Raw genomic sequence first — 22934 nt, 5'->3', positions numbered from 1 at the left:
CTGTCCGTCCAAACATAAATCGGCCGTTGTTCATAGTATATTAGGATGAAAGAAGAGGAATAGTTCAATAAGGTGGTGAGAGGCCCATTTGATCCATCTTGTTACAGCGACTAACGACGCATACGCCTTGCCTCTTGGAGTGATGTTAAAGTCGTTGTTTGCCAATAAAACGTCCGAACATCGTGTCACTGTTTATGTATTGCACGAAACGTTATCGGAACAAAATAAATGGAACTTAGAAAACGTATTAAAAAAACATCACCAACAGCCGATTTTTTTGCCTGTTACCGATCCGGCTTTTTCTAGGCTAAAAGAAACACATTATATTACAAAAGAAATGTACTACCGCATTGCGATTCCAGACTTGCTCGGTTCGAAAGTGAAAAAAGCGCTTTATCTTGACTGCGACCTCATTGTCAAAGAAGATATTTGCGAACTATGGGAGACAGACATCGATGACTACTTCGTCGCCGCTGTTGAAAGCGTCGACGCCCAAAGAAGAAAAAAGGATTTATTGATCCCCGACGATTCTCGTTATTTCAACTCCGGCGTTTTGTTAATCAACGTAGAAAAATGGCGGGAACACAACATATCCGCCAAAGTGTTCGAATTTATCCGGACATACCCGGAAAAGCTCATCCATCCGGACCAAGACGCGTTAAACGCTGTTTTATATGACAAATGGCGGCTTTTACATCCAAAATGGAATTATACAACAGGCCATGTTAAATTGCGCTTGCGCATGAAGCCGGCCATCATCCATTTCACCGGCCCAAAAAAACCGTGGAACGCCCATCATCCACTCGCAAAACAATATTTGAAATACAGGAAAAAGGTGGAGTGGACATAGCGGAAACAAACCGTTGGTTGGCGACGTAAAAAATGTATTGACTGTACAGCAAAGTAAAAGGGGAGAAGATCACTTGTGATACGGTTCCCCCCGGTTAATGCGAAACGCGCGATAAATTTGCTCGAGCAAAACGAGACGTATCAGCTGGTGCGGAAACGTCATTTTCGAAAACGACAACGTTTCATCGGCGCGCGCCATCACTTGTTTGCTTAAGCCGAGCGAGCCGCCGATGACAAAAGCCACCTTGCTTTTTCCGTAAGTGGCGAGCTCATCAAGGCGGGCGGCAAATTGCTCGGACGATTTCATTTTCCCTTCAATGGCGAGCGCGATGACATGGGCATCGGGCGAAATTTTCGCCAGCAGCCGCTCGCCCTCGCGCTCTTTTATTTGCTCTTCCTCAGGTTCGCTGGCCCGCTCTGGCGTTTTTTCGTCCGCGACTTCAATGATCTCTATTTTGGCGTATGCGGATAGACGCTTTGTATACTCGTTCACCCCAGCGATCAAATATTTTTCCTTCAACTTACCTACAGCTATAATGGAGATATGCACAAGCGATCCCTACCTTATAAACAACTTATCAACAAGATTTATCCACATATGCACAATATATATCCACATGTTGTGCAAAAATATTAGTTTCCTACTACATATACAGCCTTTTTTTCACAAAAACTGCACTGTTTTTCATTGTTATCCATAGGTGCAATGTCGGGCGCCTGTTCGGTTTCATCCACATATTCGTCAATGGCGATATCAATATGTTCTTCACATGTGAATATCATCTTTCCCGCCCCTTTCCTTGTGGAAAAAAGAAGGAGCGTTTCCGCTCCCTCCATTTGTGTTTGTTTAATACGACTCGCGCGCTAATTTCAGCGTAACGGTTCGTTTCTCCCCGTCGCGATAAAACGTTACTTCCATTCGATCACCGATCGATTTTTTTGTGTACAAATACTTGCGCAAATCAAGCACGTTACGGACTTTTTCGCCGTCAAGCGCTACAATGACGTCAAACTGCTGCAAGCCTGCTTGCGCAGCCGGCGACATCGGGACCACCTGGATGACCGCTACTCCTTCCGTCACGTTCGGCGGCAAATGAAGCGTCGCCTGCCAATGATACGATGGGATGTCGCTGAGCGAGCGGAGCTCCACGCCCATGTACGGACGGCGCACTTGTCCGTATTTCTCTAGGTCAGAAATAATCGGGATCGCTGCATTGATCGGGATGGCAAACCCGATCCCTTCGACTGCTTCTTGGGCGATTTTCATCGAATTGATGCCGATCACTTGCCCTTTGATGTTCACGAGGGCGCCGCCGCTGTTGCCCGGGTTGATCGCCGCATCTGTCTGCAGTACTTCCGCGTTCCAGTCCGGTGCGCCGTCTTGATCCAAGTCGACTTCCACCGTCCGGTTCGTCCCGGAAATAATGCCTTGTGTCACCGATCCGGCGAACTGCAAACCGAGCGGATTGCCGATGGCGATGACCGGTTCGCCCGGCTTCACCGTATCGGAGTTGCCGAATGGGGCGACTTTTTTCACATGTTTCGCATCAATTTCCAACACGGCTAAATCCATAAGCACATCGCTGCCGAGCAGCTTCGCCGGCACTCTCGTTCCATCTTGTAAACTCACTTCCAGCTGGCTGGCGTTTTCGATGACGTGATGGTTCGTGACGACAAACGCCCGTCCGCCCACTTTCTTGTAAATGACGCCCGATCCGACCCCAGGTTCGCCGCCTTGCGACCAGAAGCCCGCTGCTTGAATATTGACGACGCCGACGACCGCATCGGACACTTGATCGATCGCTTTCGTCACCGCTGTCGTCACATCAACCGAAACACTTTGCCGGATGGAGGGGACTCCGTTTTCCTCTTCCCGTTCTTCTTCTCCGCCCTGTGGCGGCACGACATCGTACGGGAGGACGTCCCAACGAGAAAGCGCCGGGATGGACATAAGGACGAGCAGTCCCCCCAATACAGCACCGACAAGCGCAGAAACGAACGAACCGCTGCGCCGTTTTCGTCTCGTCTGCCCGTACGATTCATAATGGTCATCGTAATATCCCATGCTCACCATCCCTTCCTCATTCGTCTCCACTCCTCATTATAATCATGAACAGGAGAAAAAATCCAACAAATGCGTGTTCCTCAGTTTAGACAAAATGGTCATCATACATACGCCAATGCTGTCGCCTGGCGCGGATCGGTATCGTACAAACGAAAGCGGACACCGACCGCGAGCCCCCTTTGCTCGAGCGTTTGCGCCACGGTCATGCGCGCCAGCTCCTTCATATTGTTATCTTGGCTTAAATGGGCCAAATAAATTTGTCTCGTCCGTTCGCCAATCACATCAGCGAGCGCCAGACCCGCTTCTTCATTGGAAATATGGCCGACATCGCTTAAAATGCGGCGCTTGACGTTCCACGGGTACCTCCCCATTCGCAACATCCCGACATCATGATTGCTCTCCAACACAAATACGTCGGCGTTTTCAATCGTCTTTTTCATCCGCTCGCTCACATAGCCGGTATCGGTCAACAAGGCGAGCTTTTTCCCTCCGGAGTGAAAGACATAAAACATCGGTTCGGCTGCATCGTGAGAAACGCCGAATGATTCAACGTCGACATCGCCGAACGTTCTCACCGCGCCGAGCGGAAAGACAAACTTTTGCTCGGTCGGGATGTCGCCGACAGCCTGCTCCATGGCCCGCCACGTTTTTTCATTCGCATAAATCGGCAGACGGTACTTGCGGGCAAGGACACCAAGTCCTTTAATATGGTCGCTATGTTCATGGGTCACAAGCAGCGCGTCAAGCTGCTTCGGATGACGGCCGATTTCCGCGAATAACTGCTCCAGCTGTTTGCCGCTTAAACCGGCATCGACAAGCAGGCGCTGGCGATCCGTTTCGATATAAAAGGCGTTGCCAGTACTGCCGCTTGCCAGTACACTAAATCGCATGGTCATCTGTTTTCACTCCAGCACATTTCCTTGCTCATTAATGACTTGCCCTTCAAACGCATTAACAAAATAGTCTTCCTTCCGGTTGACAACGATATGCCATGTCGGCGTCAGCACTTGCGAGGCGGTAAATTGGACAAGCCCGTAGTAGCCAAGTTCAACCTTAGTAACGCGATCCCCCGGCTGCAAATGCCCCTTTCGATAAAGCGTCTCAATCGCCTTAATGGCCGGAACGATATCTTGTTTCCGTTCGTACTTTTCCAAGTCATCGAGCATCGTCTGTTCGTAGGAAAGGGCCTCCTTCTGCTCATTAACGTGGATGACGAGCTTGCTGTTTTCATTGCCGTAAATCATTTTCCCATCGTACACTTGGTAGCAAGTCACTGTTCCTTCCTGTTTATCAAACGACCAGAAGGCGTACTGTTCTCCGTTTAAGATGTGACGCTGTAAAAACTCGCGCAGTTGATATGGATCCTCGACGTTTAAGGCGACCGGATGGGTGAACGTCCCTTTCAACTTCGTTTCCCCTTTAATTTCTACTCTTTGTCCAGAGAGCTGTTTCGTATCGGCGGCGGTAAACGATCGGCTTTTGCCGCTCACATACGCCGCTTTCGTCACCTCTTTCGGCAGTTCGACATACGTAATGCCGTTCGCCTCGAGCTGTTCTTCAATCGTCGTTTCTAAAATGACGTCAAGCTGGCTGCTGTTTCGCTTTTCCATAAACTGATAGACTAAAAAGCAATCAAGGACGAGGAACACAATAATAAAAATCGTCTTCGTTTTATTCCAGTCCATTGGTTCCCCCTCCTCTGCTCTCTTCGCCAACGTTCACCTTTTTCCACGTTTGCCCGTACAAATAAAACCAAGCCGGTTCCAGACGGATCACCTTTTCCCGTTCCGGATCTTTGACGAGCTCATAGCCGATGGCGATATCTTTCACGAGCGCTTTACGGAAGCCTTTCATTTTTTCGAGCTGCTTGACAATATCGCGTCCGGACGGCAACGTTTTCGGGGTGCGGTTGCGGTCAGCAATTTCAAGACGGAACAGCGGGCGCTGGTATTTCATTAAATCGCTTGCTCCCCATGTTTCCACGATTTCTGACATGCCATATTCGTTGAAAACCGGATAGCCGTTCACAACCAGGCGGAAAATGACTTTCCGGTCTTCTTCACTCCAGCGGGCAAAATGGTACAGATCGGTCCAGCCGCCATGTTCGTTGACAAAATCGATGCTTTTTTGAATGAGATGGGTTTCCGGATTCGTTTGACTAATGTTCGAAGCGCGTGCTGCCGGATTGACATACAACAGCGTGCGTTGGAGAAAATCAACGCCCATCAGCCGTGAACCGTCCGTATACTCTTCACCAAATGGGATCAAATCTTTTTTGACAAAGCTCGGATCGCTAAACAGCGCCTCTTTAAATTTATCGACATCTAATTCATCGGTATAGTATTGCAAGCTGCTGAGCGCCACTTCGCTTTCCGGCAAGTAAAGCTGTTTCGTTTCGCTGACCGGATAAGCAAAATAACGGGGAAAATGGTTAGCTTCTTTCGCCAGCCGTCTGATTGCCGCCAGCGAAGCGTCACTGGCGGTTGCTTTATAAATGTTTTGCTTGTCCGTTGCCATAAAATACACTAGAAACTCATCGTCTCCTTCAAGTGGGACGAGAATACGGTCGAATGACAAATCGTCCAATCCTTTATCTTCGACAGTGAAAATTAACCGGTATATGTCAATGGGTATTTCGTCTGGATAAATAATTTCCAGGCGCTCCTTGCCATTTAAAAATGTCAAAAATTTCCCCGACGGGACAGAAGACGAAATGTTTTCGAAGTCGTCGAGCGTCCACTTTTTCATTTCTTTCAGCACTTCATTTTTCTCTTCTTCCTTCGTTACGGCATAGTGGACACCATTTTTATGGATGAGCATCTGCTTCGGCTGCACAACCATCGCCGTATCCACTTGCGTGTTGCTCACGGAAACGTGCTGAATGTACTCGTCGTTTTGCAGCACGTCATATTTCGGGTGGTATGTCCATAAAACGAACGTTAACGTAATGCTGATCAGCACGAGCACTGTCAACACGACTGTTTTGATCGCCTCATACATCGTACCAGTCATCCTTTTGTTCTCGGTCTAACGGCAACGTAAAGTAAATCGTCGTCCCTTTATGTTCTTTACTTTCCGCCCAAATCGTCCCGCCGTGGGCGAGCACAACTTCTTTGGCAATGGCCAGTCCGAGGCCGGTGCCGCCCAATTTGCGCGACCGCGCCTTATCGACCCGGTAAAAGCGCTCGAAAACTTTAGCCAAATCGGCTTTCGGAATGCCGACTCCTTCGTCGCTAACGCTGACGATGATCTCATCTGCCAGCTCGCGCACGCGGAACGTAATCGTCCCGCCGTGAGGAGAGTATTTTAATGCGTTGGAGATAATGTTGTCCAACACTTGCGTAATTTTATCTTCATCCACTTCGATGAAAATCGCCTCGCGCGGAATTTTGCGGACAAACCGGATATTGTCGCTTTTCGTCAGCTCAAACCGATCAATAATGTTATGAAAATAAGCTGAGAAGTTGATCCACGTTTTTTTCAGTTTATAGTCTTTGCTGTCGAGCTTCGACAGATGAAGCAAGTCATTGACGAGCCGAATCATTCGTTCGGTTTCGTTTTGCACGACTTGAATGAACCTTGGTGCGATCTCCTTGTCTTGCCAGGCGCCATCCGCTAACGCTTCTAAATAACTTTTCATCGTCGTCAGCGGCGTGCGCAATTCATGCGACACATTGGCGACGAACTGCCGCCGCTCGCGGTCGATTTTTTCTTGCTCGGTAATGTCGTGCAAAACGACGATCAACCCGTTGACAAATCCGCCCTCTTTTTGAATGACGGACAACGATGCGCGCAAAATATACAATTCCTCATCCGTGCTGAAATCCAAAATGAGCGAATCGCGCTCCTCGAGCAGCGTTTCAAACGTATATTGATCAGCGATGCCAAGCACATCGACAATCGAACTCGACAGCACTGTTTCACGTGAAACATTCAAAATGTTGATCGCTGCGTCATTAATCAAAATCACGCGGCCGCGGCGGTCGGTCGCGATCACTCCATCAGTCATATGTGTCAGCACCGACTCAAGTTTGCGCCGCTCCCCTTCGGTCGTCGCCTGCGCTTCTTGCAGCTTTTTCGTCAAGTTGTTAAACGTCATCGCTAATTGGCCAATTTCATCATAGCCATACACCTTCACCTTGCGGGAAAAATCGCCTCTCGTCATCGCCAGCGCTTGCCGGCGCATATCGGAAATGGGCCGGGTGATCGTGCGCGACAAAAAAATGCCGAGCACGGCGGTAATGGCGAGGGCGATCCCCGTCCCGGTCGCCAAAATCATATTAATTTGCCGCATTTGTGAAAAGACGTTTTCCATTGAGGCGATGACGTAAATGACACCTTTGACTTCCCCGCTCGTTTTGATCGGCGTTGAGGAAATGTACATGCGATAGCCTGTCTTCGAATCGAGCAGCATCCGATCGACAATTTCCCCCGTGACGAGCGAACGTTTCACATAAATCTCCGTCGTTCGCTTTCCGACGATGTTTTGCATGTACGGGTTGGATGTCGCCAATACTTTTCCTTTCTCATCGATGGCGCGCACTTCTGAAATATCTTGGGAAACGAAATCATGAAGAAGCGAACGGATGTCTTCCTCCAATATCGGGCTTTTCTCATCCCGCTCCCGATTCATTGCCTGCTCCACGTTATAAGCAAGCAGCGTCACCCGTTCGTTCAATGAGCTTTTGAAGTTTTGCACAAGTTCCGTTTCCAACTTGCGGACGAAGTAGACGCCGATAATTTGCATGGCGATGAGAATCAACAATACATAAATGATGACAAACTTAAAGTGGATCGAACGAAATGGGCCTACTTTTTTCATCTCGGTTCATGACTCCTGTTCTGGGTTGCGCAAGTAGTAGCCGACTCCCCGCCGAGTAACGATCCATGACGGATGGGAAGGGTTGTCCTCAATTTTTTCGCGCAGCCGCCTTACCGTCACATCGACCGTGCGCACATCGCCGTAATAGTCGTAACCCCAGACCGTTTGCAGCAAGTGTTCGCGCGTCATCACCTGGCCAATATGTTTCGCCAAGTAATGGAGCAGTTCAAATTCGCGGTGAGTCAATTCGATCGTTTCTCCGCGCTTTTGCACGACGTAGGCGTCCGGTCGGATCACAAGCGGACCGATGACGATTTCATTCGTTTCGTTATCCTCCTCTTGGGAGGCCGTTTGCGCATGGCGGCGCAAGTTCGCTTTCACCCGCGCCAACAACTCGCGCGTGCTGAATGGCTTTGTCACGTAATCGTCCGCCCCCAGCTCCAGCCCAAGCACTTTATCAATCTCTGAATCTTTCGCCGTCAGCATAATGATCGGCATATCATATTTTTTTCGCACTTCGCGGCATACTTCCATCCCGTCTTTTAACGGAAGCATAATATCAAGCAAAATTAAATCCGGCATCGTTTCTTCAACTTTTTGAAGCGCTTCTTCACCGTCGTAAGCGCAAATGACTTCGTATCCTTCTTTTTGCAAGTTAAATTGCAAAATATCCGCAATCGGTTTCTCATCATCAACGACTAAAATGCGTTTTTCCATCTGGCTCACATCCTTCCTTCGGCGATGGAATGCTATCATTACTAATTTACCATGTTACGACGATGAAATCACTCTTTGCTGATTGCCATTTTGAGGGGCGGTTGGACGATCTCCCGCCTCTTAAAGGTTGGCAGCTTCGAAAGCATCATTCTCCCGCGCGAAAACGATGAAACAGGCATAGACGCACACGCATCTATGCCTGTTTCCTATCCGCTGCCGGCCGCTTACGCGTAGACGCTGCGGACAACGTTCGTTTGCGAGCGATCCGGGCCGACGGAGAAAATCGAGAGCGGAATGCCGGTGAGCTGGGAAATGCGCTCGACGTAATGGCGGGCGTTGGCCGGCAGTTCGTCTAGGCTTTTCACACCGGTGATGTCTTCCGTCCAACCCGGCAGTTCTTCATAAATCGGCTCGCATTCAGCCAATACTTTTAAGCTGGCCGGAAATTCCTCGATCACTTCGCCGCGGTAGCGGTAGGCAACGCAAATTTTCAACGTTTCAATACCGGTTAACACGTCAATCGAGTTGAGCGACAAGTCGGTAATGCCGCTCACCCGGCGAGCATGGCGGACGACGACGCTGTCAAACCAGCCGACGCGGCGCGGGCGGCCAGTTGTTGTCCCATATTCGCGGCCGACCTCGCGGATGCGGTCGCCGATTTCATTGTGCAGCTCAGTCGGGAATGGTCCGTCGCCGACGCGCGTCGTGTACGCTTTCGCCACTCCGACGACATGCTTGATTTTCGTCGGGCCGACGCCGGCGCCGATCGTCACCCCGCCAGCCACCGGGTTCGACGACGTGACAAACGGATATGTCCCTTGGTCGATATCGAGCATGACGCCTTGCGCCCCTTCAAACAAGACGCGGCGTCCTTCGTCGAGCGCATTGTTCAATACGACCGAGGTGTCGCAAACGTACTTAGCGATTTGTTGGCCGTACTCGTAGTATTCTTCGAAAATGTCTTCCAGTCGGAAGCCTTCAACTCCGTACACCTTTTCAAACAGCATGTTTTTCTCTTCCAAATTGCGGGCCAGCTTTTCCGCAAACACATCACGGTCGAGCAAATCGACGATGCGGATGCCGATGCGCGCCGCTTTGTCCATGTATGCCGGCCCGATCCCTTTTTTCGTCGTGCCGATTTTGTTCGCGCCTTTCCGCTCTTCTTCCAGCCCGTCCAGTTTTAAATGGTACGGCAAAATGACGTGGGCGCGGTTGCTGATGCGCAAGTTGTCGGTCGAAACGCCGCGCTCATGCAAATACGAAAGTTCAGCGACGAGCGCTTTCGGGTCGACCACCATTCCGTTGCCGATGACACAAATTTTGTCTTTATAAAAAATGCCCGACGGGATTAAGTGCAGCTTATACTTTTCCCCGTTAAACACGATCGTGTGTCCAGCATTGTTTCCTCCTTGGTATCGGGCAATCACTTCCGCATTTTCCGATAAGAAGTCAGTAATTTTTCCTTTCCCTTCATCGCCCCATTGTGTGCCGACAACAACAACTGACGACATGGCGAGCACCTCCAGTTTCCTCGGTCTAAACATTGTAAGTGTAACAGTTTTCAAGCATAAAGTCAATGAAACACGAACATTAAAAACGATTATAAGTCCTTTTATTCGTTTATTTACCGAGACAATGAAAAGATGCGCCCGCCGTCGGCACCGCGCTGTTTTATGCTCCCGGCGGAATGTGCGCCTCATCGAAGCGGCGCTCTAAGTTGACAAATTTATTATACTCCTTGATAAAAGCGAGCTGCACGGTTCCAACCGGACCGTTGCGCTGTTTAGCGATGATGATCTCGATAATGTTTTTGTTCTCGGAATCTTTGTTATAGTAATCGTCGCGGTATAAAAAGGCGACGATATCCGCATCTTGCTCAATGCTTCCGGATTCGCGAATGTCGGACATCATCGGCCGCTTGTCTTGGCGCTGCTCGACGCTGCGCGACAGCTGTGACAAGGCGATGACTGGCACCTCAAGCTCGCGGGCGAGCGCCTTTAACGAACGGGAAATTTCCGACACTTCCTGCTGGCGGTTTTCTTTGCTGCGGCCGCTTCCTTGGATGAGCTGCAAATAGTCAATGACAATCATGCCAAGGCCGCTTTCTTGTTTCAGCCGGCGGCATTTGGCGCGAATATCACTGACGCGGATGCTCGGCGTATCGTCAATGTAAATGCCAGCGTTCGATAAGCTTCCCATCGCCATCGTCAGCTTGCCCCAATCTTCCGGCGTCAGTTTGCCGGTGCGCAAGTTTTGCGCATTGATGTTGCCCTCCGCGCAAAGCATCCGCATCACAAGCTGTTGAGCGCTCATTTCTAAACTGAAAATGGCGACATTTTCGTTTGTTTTCGTCGCCACGTTTTGCGCGATGTTTAAGGCGAACGCCGTTTTCCCGACCGATGGCCGGGCGGCGACGATGATCAAATCGCTCCGCTGAAAGCCGGATGTCATCCGGTCAAGCTCAGTAAACCCGGTCGGGATGCCGGTAATTTCCCCGCTCCGGTTGTGAAGCATCTCAATGTTGTCGTACGTTTGAACGAGAATGTCTTTAATATTTTTAAAGGCGCCCGAATGTTTTCGCTGGGAAACCTCCATAATTTTTCGTTCTGCTTCATCAAGGAGAAGGTCGATCTCGTCTTCTCTTGTATAGCCATCTTGAGCGATCGATGTCGCCGTGCGGATGAGGCGGCGAAGCACCGATTTTTCTTCCACGATGCGGGCGTAATATTCAACGTTGGCCGCTGTCGGCACGGCGTCGGCGAGCTCGCTTAAGTATGAGACGCCGCCGATTTCTTCAAGCTGTTCGGAAGCGGCAAGTTCCGCCGTCACTGTAACTAAATCGACCGGCTCGCCTTTGTCGGCGACGCGAAGCATGGCGTGGAAAATTTTTTGATGGGCCGCGCGGTAAAAATCTTCCGGAATCAACATTTCCGAAGCGAGCGTTAACGCAGTGGGATCTAAAAACACGGCGCCAAGCACAGCCTGCTCGGCTTCAATGCTCTGCGGAGGAATTCGTTCAGAAAAAAGTTCGCTCATCGTTTCACCACCTTTTCCCCTATTCGCCGATAAGCAAGGAAGCCCCGCCGCAGCGGGCGGGGGCATCTTCGCATCCGGGAGTGAACCGTCACCGTTATTTTTGTTCCGTCACGTGCACTTTTAACGTTGCTGTCACTTCCGGATGAAGCTTCACCGGCACGTTTGTATATCCGAGCGCACGAATGGCATCGGCAAGCTCTATTTTCCGCTTGTCGAGCTTCAGGCCGTGCTGCGCTTGCAGCGCTTCGGCGATTTGCTTGCTCGTGATCGAGCCGAACAAACGGCCTCCCTCGCCTGCCTTCGCCGCAATTTCCACCGTCAGCTTTTCAAGCTGCTCTTTTAACTTTTTGGCATTCGCCAGCTCTTCTGCCGCTTGACGCTGTTCCTTTTGTTTTTGCGCTTCAAGCGCTTTTACATTCGCCGGCGTCGCTTCAATGGCCAGCCCTTGTTTAAACAAAAAGTTGTTCGCATAACCGTCGGCGACGTTTTTGATTTCCCCTTTTTTTCCTTTCCCTTTTACATCTTTTAAAAAGATGACTTTCATGCTGGCTTACCCCCCTCAAAATAATCAAGAATGGCTTCACGCAGCTGCCGCTCTGCCTCTCCGACCGTCACCCCGGAAAGCTGAGCGGCGGCATTCGTTAAGTGCCCGCCTCCGCCAAGCCGCTCCATAATCACTTGCACATTGACATCGCCGAGCGAGCGGGCGCTGATGCCGACCGTCCCATCTGCCCGCTTGGAAATGACGAAAGAGGCGGCGACGCCGCTCAGCGTCAGAAGCGTATCGGCGGTTTGCGCGATCAACACTTGATCGTGCACCTCGTTCTCGCCCCCCTTGGCGATGGCGATGCCATGCTCGTCGATCGCTGCCCGCTCAATCAGCTTCGCCCGTTTGACGTAATTGGCTACGCTTTCCCGCAGCAGCTTTTGCACAAGCACCGTATCCGCCCCTTGGGCGCGCAAATACGACGCCGCATCGAACGTCCGTGAACCGGTGCGGAGCGTGAAGCTTTTCGTATCGACGACAATGCCGGCGAGCAGCGCTGTCGCTTCAAGCATCGACAGTTTCACCCGTTTCGGCTGATACTCCAACAACTCCGTAACGAGCTCAGACGTCGACGAGGCGTACGGCTCCATATAGACGAGAATCGGCGCCTCGATAAATTCTTCGCCGCGGCGATGGTGGTCGATGACAACGACATGGTCGGTGCGGTACAACAGCCGCTCTTCAATGACAAGCGACGGCCGATGTGTATCAACGACGATCAGGAGCGTATCTTCCGTCACGAGCTCAAGCGCCTGTTCCGGCTTCACGCACCTTGCCCATAACTCAGCCTGTTTTTTCATTTCCTCAAGCAGCCGCTGCACCCCAGCATCCGTTTTCGCAGCATCAATGACAAGAAATCCTTCCTTTTGGTTCGATTGAACGACTTTTAAAATGCCAATGGCGGCGCCGAGCGCGTCCATATCCGGATATTTGTGCCCCATGATGAGCACTTTATCGCTCTCGGCGATCAGTTCGCGAAGCGCGTGGGAAATGACGCGGGCACGGACGCGCGTCCGTTTTTCCATCGGGTTCGTTTTGCCCCCGTAAAACTTGACTTTTCCGTTTCCTTGCTTAATCGCCACTTGGTCGCCGCCGCGCCCTAACGCTAGGTCTAAGCTCGACTGGGCGAGCGTCCCAAGTTCTGGAAGCGAGGACACGCCGGCGCCGATGCCGATGCTTAATGTGAGCTGAACCTGCTGTTTTGCCGTCTGCTCGCGCACTTCATCCAAAATCGAAAACTTGCTTTTTTCCAATTGGGTCAGTATATGCTCGTTTAATACGGCAATAAATCGGTCGGATGACGTTCGTTTTAAAAAGATGCCGTAATCATTTGCCCAACGATTTAATATAGACGTGACTAGGCTGTTCATTTGGCTTTTCGCCTGGTCATCCATCCCTTGGGTAATCTCATCGTAATTGTCGAGAAAGATGATCGCCAATACTAGCCGCTCCGCCTCATACCGCCGTCTCATCTCCATATGTTCGGTGACATCGAAAAAGTAAAGGAGCCGTTCAGAGCGGCGGACGATCACTTTCAGCTGTTTTCCATTCAGTTCAATGATTTTTTCGTCCGTTTTGCCTTTTTTGACAAAGGCAGCCAACGGCTCGGAAAGTTCAGCGAGCGGGCGGCCCACTAACGTCTGTTCGTTAAAGTAAGCCGCTAAAAATCGGTTCGACCATTCGATTTCGCCTTCCTCATCGATGAGCATAATGCCGATCGGCATCCGCATCAGCGCTTCCTCGCCGACTTTTTTTACTCGGTGCGACAGGTTGGAAATATATTGTTCGAGCTCCTTGTGTAAAGAGCGTTGCGACCAAATAACGTAGTAAAGCAAAAACCCGACGCCGAGAAGACCGACGAGCCCAAGCAACCATTGAAAATAAAACAAGCCAACAGCCATGAGCACCGCCAGAGCGGCTAACGCATAGGACGGATAGCGGTACGCTTTCCTTTCATAAAAATGGAACATTCAAGTCAGCTCCTACACTGAAGAAATGGCTCACCTTATCCAATTATTATATGCGGCGGCGCAAATCAAATCCTAAATCAATTATACCGAATATCGCCACAAGATAAAGTAGAAAAGGCAGGAATAAGCAAATAACCGTCCCCGTCACAACAACGCCTTTCCCTACGCCTTTTTTGTGAGCGGCGTAGTACAAAAACGAAAACCCTTGGACAATCATGGCCAGCTGCAACACATAAGAGACGTTCAAGACGGCAATGTACGGAAATGTCCCCTCTTCAAGCGGGAGTAGGGAAAGAACGAGCACAAGGACGTAGATCCATAATACGCTTTTGGGCAAGGAGAGCTCACGAAACGGCGGCCACGTGCCGACCGGGAGCTTCAGCCGTTTCATGACAGGCAGCGAGACGATGATCGTCACGTACGCCAGCGCAAACGAAGCGACGACAAACAAAGTCGGAATCATGTAGCCGATCAAGACAATGGCTTGCTCAAACTGTTTTTTCATCTCCGCTGGTGGCGCTTGGCCCATTCCTTCCATCACGCGCATGGCCGTATCAAACGATTCGCGCACTAGCGCGAGCGTATCTTGAATCATATCCACTTGCAGAAACTGAATCGAGATGATGTAGTCAAGCACAATGTTGGCTAAAAATACGAGCGCGCCAACGAGCAAAATAAGATAACGGTTTTTCTTTTTCGCCAGCATCGCACCGACCGCTATGCCAACGGTTCCGAACATGAGCGCCATCGGCAGCGACAAAAGCGAGCCGACTAGGCCGGAAACGACAAGCGCTGCCGCAAGCAGCAGCCAGGCGGGAGCGAGTCCGTGGCGCATGGTAAACACCATAAACGGAAGCGCTAAAAACAAGGCAGCGACGAAACCAATGAATGGCACATATAACGCGAGCAAAAACAAAACGGCAAACAGTGCAAGTTCAATCGCTGCTTCGGTGAGAGCATGCGTCTTTCGCAATGAACGTTCCCCTTTCTAACTAGTTTAACCAGCATAACATAAATAGAAAAAAGCAGTAAGGTCCCCCTTACTGCTTTTTTTCGGCTCACTCGTCCGCAACGTACGGCAAGAGTGCCATTTGGCGCGCGCGTTTGATCGCGACCGTTAATTTGCGCTGATATTTCGCGCTCGTTCCCGTCACGCGGCGCGGTAAAATTTTGCCGCGTTCGGAAATGAATTTTTTCAGCAAATCGACGTCTTTGTAGTCGATATGCGTGATGTTATTCGCCGTGAAATAACATACTTTACGGCGTTTGCCGCGTCCGCCTTTCCGTCCTGCCATTACCAATTTCCTCCCTTCTGCCTCTGTTTTGTTATCAAGTGAACTCCCCACCACCTACGCTTCGCTTAGAGGCAGGGTCTTCAAGCGACTTGTGCGTGTTCGCCGAACAGTACGCCACACACAAGAAATCCTTTCCGCTTCCCTTCGTTCCGACGGTGTCCGTTCGAACCATCAACGGTCCGATTCGTCGGCGATTGTCAGCCGGCATCCGTCTTCCGCCTGCTCATTAGGCGATCGGCCTGCACATTCCTTGAAGCAGGAGACTTGTTTCGAAAATGACGTTAAAACGGCAAATCATCGTCAGAAATATCGATCGGCTGGCCGTCATTGGCGAAAGGATCTTCATCGATGCGGCCAAACCCTTTTTCATTCGGATATCGGTGGTTCTGATCTTGTCCGAATGGGAATGGATCCCCATAGTAGCCGCCCGCTGCTGCCCCTCGTTGCTCGTTGCTTCCTTTTGGCTCAAGAAATTGGACGTTATCAGCCACCACTTCCGTCACATACACGCGCCGGCCTTCTTGGTTTTCATAGCTGCGGGTTTGCAGCCGGCCGTCCACCCCGGCCAAGCTTCCTTTTTTCAAGAAGTTGGCGACGTTTTCCGCCTGGCGACGCCAAACGACGCATTGGATAAAATCGGCTTCCCGCTCGCCCTGCTGGTTCGTGAACGGGCGGTTGACCGCGAGCGTAAACGTGGCAACAGCCACTCCGCTTGGAGTGTAGCGCAACTCCGGATCTTTCGTTAACCTGCCGACTAAGATGACACGGTTAATCATCAGAACCACCTCTTAACATGTCCAAAAAATTATTCTTCTTCTTTCAGGACGATATGACGGATGATATCTTCGCTAATGCGCGCTAAGCGGTCGAATTCTTGCACGGCTTGCGGTTCTGCCATGACGTTGAGAATCATGTAATAACCGTCGCGGTATTTTTCAATTTCATAGGCTAAGCGGCGCTTGCCCCAATCCGTCACATTCGTAATCTCCGCGCCGTTTTCTTTCAACACGTTGTTGAACCGTTCGATGACAGCTTGTCTCGCTTCATCGTCCATGTTCGGGCGGATGATGTACATAATTTCGTATTTTCTCACGCTCGTCACCTCCTTTTGGTCTAAACGGCCCTTCCGCTGAAGGGCAAGGAGCAATAACCATTACTCACATTCGTTGATTATACCATGACTAACAGCGATAAGCAAGGGAGTGTCTCGCATTCTGTCCGCGCAAACATCTTCCAGCACCACTGCTGAAAACAGCGCACGAACGGGAGAATGGTTGCTTCGGCAAATGTTATCTTTTCCCCGGACATACCGTTATGTTACACGTTAAACCGGAAGTGCATAATATCGCCGTCTTGCACTTCGTAGTCTTTTCCTTCGAGGCGCACCTTGCCGGCTTCGCGCGCCGCAGCCATCGATCCGGCGGCAACTAAGTCGGCGTACGAAACGGTTTCAGCGCGAATGAATCCACGCTCAAAGTCGGAATGAATAATGCCGGCGCACTGCGGCGCTTTCATTCCTTTTCGGAATGTCCATGCCCGCACTTCCTGCTCGCCGGCGGTGAAAAACGTCGCCAGCCCGAGCAAGCTGTAAGCGGCGCGGATGAGCTGGTCAAGTCCAGACTGCTCAATGCCGAGCTCTTGCAAAAACTGTTGTTTTTCTTCGTCGCTGAATTCCGCAATTTCCTCTTCAATTTTAGCGCAGACAACGATGACCTCGGCGTTGTCGTTCTTCGCAAACTCACGCACGGCAACGACGAACGGGTTGCTGTTTGGATCCACAACATCCTCTTCCCCGACATTGGCGACGTAAAGCATCGGCTTTGTCGTCAGCAAGTGCAGCTGTTTGACAACCTTCATTTCTTCAGCGGCAAATTCGATCGTGCGCGCCGGCCTGCCAGCTTCAAGCGTCTCTTTCAACCGCAGCAAAATGTCGTGTTCAAACGCGGCCTCTTTATCTTTTTGCTTGGCGATTTTGCCGACCCGCTCGATTCGTTTGTCAACTGTCTCTAAATCGGCAAAAATAAGTTCCAAATTGATCGTTTCAATATCGGCGAGCGGATCGACTTTGCCGGCAACATGGGTAATGTTTTCATCGTTAAAACAGCGGACGACTTGGCAAATCGCGTCCACTTGACGGATGTGCGACAAAAACTTGTTGCCGAGTCCTTCCCCTTTGCTCGCGCCTTTGACGATGCCGGCAATATCGGTAAATTCAAAGACGGTCGGCACGGTCCGCTTCGGCTGGAACATTTCCGTCAATACGGTCAACCGCTCATCAGGCACTTCGACGACACCGACGTTCGGTTCGATCGTGCAAAACGGATAGTTGGCTGATTCAGCTCCTGCCTTTGTAATCGCGTTAAACAACGTCGATTTGCCGACGTTCGGCAAGCCGACGATTCCTGCTGTCAATCCCATTCGTTCCACTCCTCTTTCCCGTTCACATCTTCCCTCATTATATGGGCTGGCGCGAAAAATGACAAGCGTACCGCCGGCCCATCACAAAAAAGCGGTTTTAAACCGTTTGCTTTGCTTCCGGCACGGTTTTTTCAATGTTGACCAAACAGTCATAAAGCGCGCTGCCGCAGCCGTTGTCCGACTCCAAATCCGACGTAAGCACGTTAACCGGCCCGCCAAACGCCCCCCATTGTCCTTCGTGAATATTGATTGTTCCCGGATAGGCGCCATCTAGCACTTTGACTGTGCCGATGAGCGAGCTGCGGTCGTTGTAGACGCGCGCTTTGTCGCCATCAGTGAGCCCTTTGTCGGCAGCCACATCGGCCGCGACTTCGATGCGCACCGTCTGCAGCGCCGGAATGAGCGGATAGTGCTGCGAATGGTTCGACCGGAGCGGGTGGATCGTCAACAGCCGGTACGGATATTTTGCGGCCAATGACGGATTTGACTCTTTTGATTCAGCCGGATACATGATGGTCAGCCGGCCATCTTTCCCTTTTTGTATTCACCCGCTCTTTCAACATCCGCCCGCGCCCGCAAATGTTCCCTTTCGTGATCGGGTGTTGTTCATCGCCGTCAATGCGCACAACGTTTCCGTCCTTCACCGTCACTTTCAGCCCGCATACGTCCCAGCAATTGAGCGGGCACGACGTCACATGTGTTGTTTCCATTGTTTCCCCTCTTCCCCTCTTCTTAAACAAAAGAGCATGGGACAACTGCCCATGCTGTGGTGGCTCACTTTCTTTATTCCCCATGCTTGACCAGCACTTTTTTCATTTTGCGGATAAACTCTTTGCGCGGCAAAAGAACGCTATGGGCGCACCCTTCACATTTAATGCGGATATCGGCGCCTAAACGGATCACCTTCCAGCGGTTCGTCCCGCACGGATGCGGTTTTTTCATTTCGACGATATCGTATAAACCAAATTCTTTCTCCTCCATCCGCTCACCCCCATGTTACAACGATTGTTCTCTTTGCGGCTTCGCCGCCGACTGTTCCTCTCCATCGCGGCGGTGCAGCACGAGTCGTGGATACGCAATCTCGATCCCCCGCTCGTCTAAAAGCATCTTCACCTCTTTGCGAATGGCCCTTCCTACACCGATATGGCGCATCGGTTTCGTTTCACACGTAATGCGAAGCACGACTTCCGGACCGGTCACATTTTGCACGCCGAGCAGTTCCGGCGGCGCGACCATATCTTCATATTTTGCCGGCAGCTGCGGCAGGAGCTCGCGAATCGCCTGCTCCGCCGCTTCAATATCCTCTTCGTAGGCGATGCTGACGTCCACAACTGCCAAGCTGTTGTGAAGCGAATAGTTCGTCACTTGCGTGATGCTGCCATTTGGCAAAATGTGCACTTCTCCAGTCCAACTTTTGATTTTCGTCACCCGCAGCCCGATCTCTTCTACGTACCCTTCAAAATTACCGATGCGAACATAATCGCCGACCGCAAACTGATCTTCAAAAATGATGAAAAACCCGGTGATGATGTCTTTCACTAAGCTTTGCGCCCCGAAGCCAACGGCCAAACCGACGACCCCAGCCCCGGCCAGCAGCGCTTTAACGGGAACACCAAACGTATCTAAAATCATCAATAGCGCAATAAAATATAGTACGTACGTAATGACGTTGTCGAGCAGCCGCGCTAACGTCATCTCCCGGCGTTCCGAAATGCGGATCGGCGCCCTTTGGCGCACTTTAAACGCATTATGGACGGCCATTTTCAACACTTTCACCGCTATGGCGCATATGAGTAGGATAAGCACAATCTTGAGCGCCCCTGTTCCGATCCGAATCCACAGCTCCTCATCCGTCAAAAACTCAAACAACCGACTAACTGTTCTTTCAATCATACTCAACGCTGGCGACACCTCTACCTTTTTTCAGTCTGCGCTTTTTATTTTAACAAGACAGACCGTTGATTTGTAGTCATGCACCGGACGAAAAAGAAAAACAAACGTCAACATGTATATCATTCTTTCATTTTCCGTATACTGTTAATACTTTTGAATCGAAAGTAGGAGTGAAGCGAATGAGCATACCGTCGATATTTTTCTCTTCCAAAGAGGAAAGAGATCGCGTTTTTTACGATGAACAAGGGGCGGCGTCCTCGATCGCCTGGCGGATCGCCTCGCTGCTTCCGGATCCGCTCGTCCAGCCGGTCGCCATCGTCTGCATCGGCACAGATCGTTCGACCGGCGATTCACTCGGACCGCTTGTCGGCACGATGCTGAAAGAGAAGCCATTGACCCGCTTTCACGTATACGGAACGCTTGAGGAACCGATCCACGCCGTCAACCTAGAAGAAAAAGTAGGAGCCATTCAGCTCATTCATCGCGATCCGTTTATGATCGCGGTCGATGCTTGCCTCGGGCGGCTGAAAAGCGTCGGCGCCATCACCGTCGCCAAAGGGCCGGTTCGCCCCGGAGCCGGGGTGAATAAGCAGCTTCTTCCCGTCGGCGACGCCCATATTACCGGAGTAGTGAATGTGAGCGGATTTATGGAATTTTTCGTCCTGCAAAATACGCGCCTTCATCTCGTCATGAATATGGCCAAAACGATCGCCAACGGCATTTATGAGGCGGAGCGGCATCTCATCCGAAAGGAGCGGCTCGCCGCCCATCCGCTTCCAAAAGACCGCCATTCATTATGGTAGGCGGCCCATCCCCCTCTTGACAGGCTATTCAAGAAGGGGATTTCTTTTCTCCTCGCCTGAAAGGAGGCAGCCGCAACGGCTAAGCGAGCGAAAGAAGGAAAACAGCTGCCGCCGTTACAAGAATGCTCGGAAGCAAATTGGCCACACGAATGTTCGTCAAACCGAGCATGTTCAGTCCGATGGCTATAATTAAAATTCCCCCGGTCGCTGTCGATTCAGCGATGAACGAATCTAACACTTCCTTTGGCACAAACCGCTCGATTTGCGTCGCCAATAAAGCGATGCCGCCTTCGTATATGACCACGGGCAGCGCAGAGAACATGACGCCGATGCCAAGCGTCGTCGTCAAAATGACGCTCGCAAAGCCGTCCAAAATCGATTTCGTATACAAGACGCTATGATCGCCGCGCAACCCGCTGTCGAGCGCCCCGACAATCGCCATCGCACCGATGACAAATAACAACGTCGCGCTGACAAACCCTTTCGCAATGCTTCCTTCCCCGTTGCCGCCAACTTTTTTCTCGAGCCATTGGCCGAGCCGGTTCAGCTTTTCTTCCCAGTTCCAAATCTCCCCGAGAATGCCGCCGAAAACGAGACTGAAAATGACGACGAGAAACTGCTCGCTTTTCATTCCCATCTGAATGCCAAGAAGCGCTACCGCCAGCCCGATGCCTCCCATTACCGTCTCTTTTACCCGTTCGGGAATTCGGTGAAACCATATCCCGATCAAAGCCCCGACAACAATGCTTATCCCGTTGACAATCGTTCCTAGCAATACCATGCTGTTCAATCCCCTCTAGCAAAAATAGATCGGCCTTTATTAAGGGGCCGCTCTACTCATCGAACTGCACGTCGAGCAGTTCCAATATTCTCTCTAAGTCTTCCGGGGAAAAAAATTCGATTTCGATTTTCCCTTTTTTCTTCGTCTGTTTAATCGTAACGTTCGTGCCGAATTTTTCGCGCAACAGCGACTCACTTTCCCGGAGAAACACGCTTTTTTCCGGCGGTTTCCGTTTCGATGTTTCACGTGAAACATTTTCGTTCATTTGCTGGACCAGTTTTTCGAGCTGACGGACGTTCAGCCCGTCGCGAACCGTTCGCTCGACGATGAACTTCATTTTTCCTTTTTGCTTTAGCCCTAAGAGCGCTCGACCGTGTCCCATCGACAGCTTGCCGTCAACGAGCAGCTTTTGTACTTCCGGAGGAAGCGACAATAGGCGCAAATGGTTGGCAATGTGCGGGCGGCTCTTCCCGACGCGGCTGGCGATTTCCTCTTGAGTCAAGTGCAGCCTGTCCATCAGCATTTTATACGCCATCGCTTCCTCGATCGGATTTAAATCCTCACGCTGCAAATTTTCCAACAGGGCAAACTCCATCATTTGCTCGTCCGTTAACTCACGCACGACAACGGGAACCGACGGCAAATTCGCCTCCTTCGCCGCCCGGTAGCGGCGCTCGCCAACGACGATTTCAAACCCCTTCGGCGAACGGCGGACGATGAGCGGTTGCAGGATGCCGTGCTGCAAAATGGATTGTTTCAGCTCCTCAATCGCCTCGGGCTGAAACGTTTTCCGCGGCTGATATGGGTTCGGATGGAGATCAGAAATGCTTACTTCGAACACCGTTTCCTCTTTCCCGTTGAGCGCGAGATTGTTAAACAGCGCATTGATGCCTTTGCCGAGACCTTTAGCCACGTTCAAGCACCTCCTTCGCCAGTTCCAAATACACTTCCGCTCCCCGCGATTTGACATCGTACAAAATAATCGGCTTGCCGTGGCTTGGCGCCTCACTCAGCCGCACGTTTCTCGGGATGATCGTTTCGTACACCTTTTCGCGGAAGTACTTTTTGACTTCCTGAATCACTTGCAAACCTAAATTCGTCCGTGCATCGAGCATGGTCAACAAGACGCCTTCAAGGCGCAAATCGTAATTGAGGTGCCGCTGCACGAGTCGGATCGTATTCAGCAGCTGGCTGAGCCCTTCAAGCGCATAATATTCGCACTGGACAGGAATCAAGACAGCATCCGCCGCCGTCAACGCGTTTAACGTCAGCAGCCCTAGCGAAGGAGGACAGTCAATAATGATAAAATCATAGACCGCTTTGAGCGGCTCGAGCGCGTTTTTGAGCCGGATTTCGCGGGAGATGACCGAAACGAGCTCAATTTCTGCACCTGCAAGCTGAATCGTCGCCGGAATCACGTATAAGTTTTCAATGTTCGTCGGGCGGATGACATCTTTTGCTTTCATATCGCCAATAATGACGTTGTAAATGCATTCGTCAACATCGCCCTTTTCAATGCCGATTCCGCTCGTTGCATTTCCTTGCGGATCAGCGTCAACAAGCAGCACTTTTTTTCCGAGATGCGCCAAACAAGCCGACAAGTTGACGGCTGTCGTCGTTTTTCCGACTCCGCCTTTCTGGTTCGCAATAGCAATGACTTTGCCCACGGTGCCACCTACCTCTACCTCTTACTCATAAATTCTATTTTATCATGAAAAGAAGAAAAATGACTTTGTTT

General features: G+C 51.0%; 25 protein-coding genes and 1 pseudogene. 2 read left to right on the top strand and 24 right to left on the bottom strand.

What is annotated here, in order from left to right:
* The first annotated feature begins 88 nt into the window (after positions 1–88).
* Positions 89–850 carry a glycosyltransferase family 8 protein gene (locus GS3922_RS15920; protein WP_143424862.1) on the top strand — a complete coding sequence of 254 codons (762 nt, stop codon included), beginning with the start codon at positions 89–91 and terminating at the stop codon, positions 848–850.
* Between the two features lie 69 nt (positions 851–919).
* Here GS3922_RS15920 and rlmH read toward each other — a convergent pair whose 3' ends face one another.
* From rlmH to GS3922_RS15820, 21 genes and pseudogenes are all read right to left on the bottom strand, one after another.
* Complete coding sequence (gene rlmH, locus GS3922_RS15915) at positions 920–1399, bottom strand: 23S rRNA (pseudouridine(1915)-N(3))-methyltransferase RlmH (RefSeq protein WP_063167113.1); 480 nt, start codon at positions 1397–1399, stop codon at positions 920–922.
* A gap of 83 nt (positions 1400–1482) precedes the next feature.
* A complete protein-coding gene (locus GS3922_RS17445) occupies positions 1483–1632 on the bottom strand; it encodes a CxxH/CxxC protein (protein ID WP_082816589.1) in 150 nt (49 codons plus the stop codon).
* Positions 1633–1696: 64 nt separating this feature from the next.
* Positions 1697–2914 (bottom strand): S1C family serine protease, encoded by a 1218-nt coding sequence (locus GS3922_RS15910; RefSeq protein ID WP_063167112.1) that lies wholly within the window; start codon positions 2912–2914, stop codon positions 1697–1699.
* 101 nt (positions 2915–3015) lie between these two features.
* Positions 3016–3810, bottom strand: coding sequence for an MBL fold metallo-hydrolase (locus GS3922_RS15905; protein ID WP_063167111.1), 795 nt, complete (start codon positions 3808–3810; stop codon positions 3016–3018).
* 6 nt (positions 3811–3816) lie between these two features.
* Positions 3817–4599 (bottom strand): two-component system regulatory protein YycI, encoded by a 783-nt coding sequence (locus GS3922_RS15900; RefSeq protein ID WP_063167110.1) that lies wholly within the window; start codon positions 4597–4599, stop codon positions 3817–3819.
* On the bottom strand, positions 4586–5914 hold the full coding sequence (locus GS3922_RS15895; RefSeq protein WP_063167109.1) for a YycH family regulatory protein: 1329 nt from the start codon (positions 5912–5914) through the stop codon (positions 4586–4588). The genes GS3922_RS15900 and GS3922_RS15895 overlap by 14 nt, the downstream gene beginning before the upstream one ends.
* Positions 5907–7736, bottom strand: coding sequence for a cell wall metabolism sensor histidine kinase WalK (gene walK / locus GS3922_RS15890; RefSeq protein ID WP_063167108.1), 1830 nt, complete (start codon positions 7734–7736; stop codon positions 5907–5909). The genes GS3922_RS15895 and walK overlap by 8 nt, the downstream gene beginning before the upstream one ends.
* A gap of 6 nt (positions 7737–7742) precedes the next feature.
* Positions 7743–8453 (bottom strand): response regulator YycF, encoded by a 711-nt coding sequence (yycF, locus tag GS3922_RS15885; RefSeq protein WP_063167107.1) that lies wholly within the window; start codon positions 8451–8453, stop codon positions 7743–7745.
* Positions 8454–8677: 224 nt separating this feature from the next.
* Positions 8678–9964, bottom strand: a complete 1287-nt coding sequence (locus tag GS3922_RS15880; protein WP_063167106.1) for an adenylosuccinate synthase — start codon at positions 9962–9964, stop codon at positions 8678–8680.
* A 160-nt stretch (positions 9965–10124) separates the two neighbouring features.
* A complete protein-coding gene (gene dnaB / locus GS3922_RS15875) occupies positions 10125–11489 on the bottom strand; it encodes a replicative DNA helicase (protein WP_063167105.1) in 1365 nt (454 codons plus the stop codon).
* A 94-nt stretch (positions 11490–11583) separates the two neighbouring features.
* Positions 11584–12033, bottom strand: a complete 450-nt coding sequence (gene rplI, locus GS3922_RS15870) for a 50S ribosomal protein L9 (protein WP_063167104.1) — start codon at positions 12031–12033, stop codon at positions 11584–11586.
* Positions 12030–14006, bottom strand: a complete 1977-nt coding sequence (locus tag GS3922_RS15865; RefSeq protein ID WP_063167103.1) for a DHH family phosphoesterase — start codon at positions 14004–14006, stop codon at positions 12030–12032. The genes rplI and GS3922_RS15865 overlap by 4 nt, the downstream gene beginning before the upstream one ends.
* A 46-nt stretch (positions 14007–14052) precedes the next feature.
* A complete protein-coding gene (locus GS3922_RS15860) occupies positions 14053–14979 on the bottom strand; it encodes a YybS family protein (protein ID WP_063167102.1) in 927 nt (308 codons plus the stop codon).
* Between the two features lie 85 nt (positions 14980–15064).
* Positions 15065–15301 carry a 30S ribosomal protein S18 gene (gene rpsR, locus GS3922_RS15855; protein ID WP_008880812.1) on the bottom strand — a complete coding sequence of 79 codons (237 nt, stop codon included), beginning with the start codon at positions 15299–15301 and terminating at the stop codon, positions 15065–15067.
* A gap of 281 nt (positions 15302–15582) precedes the next feature.
* Positions 15583–16077 (bottom strand): single-stranded DNA-binding protein, encoded by a 495-nt coding sequence (gene ssb / locus GS3922_RS15850; protein ID WP_063167101.1) that lies wholly within the window; start codon positions 16075–16077, stop codon positions 15583–15585.
* A 29-nt stretch (positions 16078–16106) separates the two neighbouring features.
* Positions 16107–16394, bottom strand: coding sequence for a 30S ribosomal protein S6 (gene rpsF, locus GS3922_RS15845; RefSeq protein ID WP_063167100.1), 288 nt, complete (start codon positions 16392–16394; stop codon positions 16107–16109).
* Between the two features lie 224 nt (positions 16395–16618).
* Complete coding sequence (gene ychF / locus GS3922_RS15840) at positions 16619–17719, bottom strand: redox-regulated ATPase YchF (RefSeq protein ID WP_063167099.1); 1101 nt, start codon at positions 17717–17719, stop codon at positions 16619–16621.
* Between the two features lie 97 nt (positions 17720–17816).
* Positions 17817–18260, bottom strand: a pseudogene (locus tag GS3922_RS15835) (molybdopterin dinucleotide binding domain-containing protein); the annotation flags it as partial.
* Positions 18217–18429 (bottom strand): hypothetical protein, encoded by a 213-nt coding sequence (locus tag GS3922_RS15830; RefSeq protein ID WP_063167097.1) that lies wholly within the window; start codon positions 18427–18429, stop codon positions 18217–18219. The pseudogene GS3922_RS15835 and the gene GS3922_RS15830, both read right to left, overlap by 44 nt.
* 73 nt (positions 18430–18502) lie before the next feature.
* Positions 18503–18700 (bottom strand): DUF951 domain-containing protein, encoded by a 198-nt coding sequence (locus GS3922_RS15825; protein WP_063167096.1) that lies wholly within the window; start codon positions 18698–18700, stop codon positions 18503–18505.
* Positions 18701–18715: 15 nt separating this feature from the next.
* Positions 18716–19612, bottom strand: a complete 897-nt coding sequence (locus GS3922_RS15820; protein ID WP_063167095.1) for a mechanosensitive ion channel family protein — start codon at positions 19610–19612, stop codon at positions 18716–18718.
* Between the two features lie 179 nt (positions 19613–19791).
* Between GS3922_RS15820 and yyaC the strand changes: the two genes are divergently transcribed.
* Positions 19792–20415, top strand: a complete 624-nt coding sequence (gene yyaC, locus GS3922_RS15815; RefSeq protein WP_063167094.1) for a spore protease YyaC — start codon at positions 19792–19794, stop codon at positions 20413–20415.
* Between the two features lie 79 nt (positions 20416–20494).
* Here yyaC and GS3922_RS15810 read toward each other — a convergent pair whose 3' ends face one another.
* Genes GS3922_RS15810 through GS3922_RS15800 form a run of 3 tightly spaced genes read right to left on the bottom strand, consistent with a single transcriptional unit; the run spans position 20495 to position 22863 of the window.
* Positions 20495–21196: a DUF554 domain-containing protein gene (locus tag GS3922_RS15810; RefSeq protein ID WP_063167093.1), complete on the bottom strand. Its 702-nt coding sequence runs from the start codon at positions 21194–21196 to the stop codon at positions 20495–20497.
* A 52-nt stretch (positions 21197–21248) separates the two neighbouring features.
* Complete coding sequence (locus tag GS3922_RS15805) at positions 21249–22109, bottom strand: ParB/RepB/Spo0J family partition protein (protein ID WP_063167092.1); 861 nt, start codon at positions 22107–22109, stop codon at positions 21249–21251.
* A complete protein-coding gene (locus GS3922_RS15800; protein WP_063167091.1) occupies positions 22102–22863 on the bottom strand; it encodes a ParA family protein in 762 nt (253 codons plus the stop codon). Before GS3922_RS15800 ends, GS3922_RS15805 begins: the two co-directional genes overlap by 8 nt.
* Positions 22864–22934: the final 71 nt, after the last annotated feature.

It is taken from the genome of Geobacillus subterraneus, assembly GCF_001618685.1.
Taxonomy (GTDB): Bacteria; Bacillota; Bacilli; order Bacillales; family Anoxybacillaceae; genus Geobacillus; species Geobacillus subterraneus.
The sequence above is the reverse complement of the archived record's forward strand: the minus strand, read 5'-3'. Positions and strand labels throughout refer to the sequence as shown.